The organism is Algibacter sp., from assembly GCF_049667265.1.
Lineage (GTDB): Bacteria > Bacteroidota > Bacteroidia > Flavobacteriales > Flavobacteriaceae > Algibacter_B.
The window spans coordinates 1-1,882 of the sequence record NZ_JBATHX010000413.1 but is presented as its reverse complement, the minus strand read 5'-3'; the positions used below and the strand labels follow the sequence as shown (position 1 = coordinate 1,882).

Annotated in this window: 2 protein-coding genes and 1 pseudogene; all 3 read right to left on the bottom strand. The window is 33.2% G+C overall.

What is annotated here, in order from left to right; translation table 11 throughout:
• The coding region (locus tag WBN21_RS14430; RefSeq protein WP_424201476.1) for an ABC transporter permease at positions 1-618 on the bottom strand (618 nt) is incomplete at its 3' end.
• 86 nt (positions 619-704) lie between these two features.
• Positions 705-1,466, bottom strand: a complete 762-nt coding sequence (locus WBN21_RS14425; RefSeq protein ID WP_424201475.1) for an ABC transporter ATP-binding protein — start codon at positions 1,464-1,466, stop codon at positions 705-707.
• A gap of 95 nt (positions 1,467-1,561) precedes the next feature.
• Positions 1,562-1,882: pseudogene (locus WBN21_RS14420) on the bottom strand (ABC transporter ATP-binding protein); the annotation flags it as partial.

The window sequence follows — 1,882 nt, the reverse complement described above, 5'->3', positions numbered from 1 at the left end:
AATTTCCATAGTACCTAATTCCTTTTCCCTTGTAATGGAAATGGACGTCATCATTGCAGAAACCAACATCAAAATGATGGTCATTACACCTGGAACAAACATATAGACACTTTTTAATTCTGGATTGTAAACCATCCGCGTTTGTGGAACTATTTGATAGGTGATTGTGATTTCTTTGTTCAATTCTTTTTGATATTGAATAAGAATTGCGTTCACATAATTACTGATAGTATTTGCCGTATTCGGGTCTGTGGCATCTGTAATAATCTGAATAGTTGCTTTGTGATCTTTGATTAAGTTTTTACTGAAATCTTTTTCAAAATTTAAAACAGCTTTTACTTTTCCTTTTTTGAAAATGGTTTCAATATCAGATTCTTTTTCAATAAATTGATTGATACTGAAATATTTTGAAGCTGAAATTTTATTGATAATTTCTTCTGTACTTGCATCTTTTGAATGGTCTAAAATGGCGATATCAACATTGTTTATTTCATTTGTAATAGCGAATCCAAACAACATAATTTGTGCAATTGGCATTCCAAAGAGTATAAACAATGAGCGTCTATCTCTAAAGATGTGGTAGAATTCTTTTTTTATGAAGCCAATGAATCTTTTCATATAAGCCCCGTTTTAATTCCCCCAAAGGGGGAAAACCGATTATGTATATTAATATCTAAATTCATTATGTTATCTTTTTGAATTTTTTAAACTCCCTTCCCTTTGGGAAGGGTTGGGGATGGGCTCCTAGCCAGTTTTAAAAACACATCATTCATATTATCCACTTCGAATTGCGCTTTCAATTTTTTTGGTGTGTCTAAAGCCTCAATTTTTCCGTTTACCATGATGGAAACTCGGTCGCAATATTCAGCTTCATCCATATAATGTGTGGTTACAAAAACCGTTGTTCCTTTATGAGCTGCACTATAAATCATTTCCCAAAACTGACGTCTTGTTATTGGGTCAACGCCTCCTGTTGGTTCATCTAAAAACACAATTTTAGGATCGTGAAGTAAGGACACAGAGAAGGATAATTTTTGTTTCCAGCCTAATGGTAATGCACCAACGAGTTTGTTTGCCACTTTTTCTAAGCCTAATTCTTCAATTAAAACTGCCGATTTTTCTTTAATGCGTTTTCTGGACAATCCATAAATGCCTCCAAAAAACGTAATGTTTTCTTTTACTGTTAAATCGTCATACAAGGCAAATTTCTGACTCATGTACCCAATGCTTTTCTTGATGTCTTCAGCATGTGTAAATACATCAAAACCAGCAACATTAGCTTTTCCAGAGGTAGGATTAGAAATACCAATCAGCATTTTCATGGCTGTCGTTTTTCCTGCTCCATTCGCGCCAAGGAAACCAAATATTTCGCCTTTTTTAACTTCAAAAGTTATGGCATTTACAGCTGTAAAATCTCCAAACATTTTGGTTAAACCTTCTACTTCTATGACGTTGTTATTTTTCATTTATTTTCATTGCACTTCGACTCGTTTCACGAGCTTACTTCAAACAAAATATATTTTGTTTTCGTTAATGCTCAGTATGACCCTTTAGGTATCATCTATTTTGCTAATTCCATAAAGGTATCCTCAATGGTTGCTTGTGTTTTTTCAATTACTATATTGGATAAATTTTGAGATTCTAAATACTGAAACAATTCATCTGGATTAAAATCTGTTCTCACATCTGTATAATGCACGAACTCGCCAAAAGGATATACACTATGGTTATGTTCATAAGCTTTTAAACTATTTATGAGCTGGTACATATTAATTGCGCTAACGTTATAAATTGGTTTTGGATAATGTTTCACAATGGCTTCTGGTGTATCTATCTCAAGAATTTTTCCATCTTGAATCAATGCAATTCTATCACATAAGGC

Coding starts and splice junctions, on each gene's coding strand:
- WBN21_RS14425 (WP_424201475.1), bottom strand. CDS start 1,466: ATGAAAAATAACAACGTCATAGAAGTAGAAGGTTTAACCAAAATGTTT.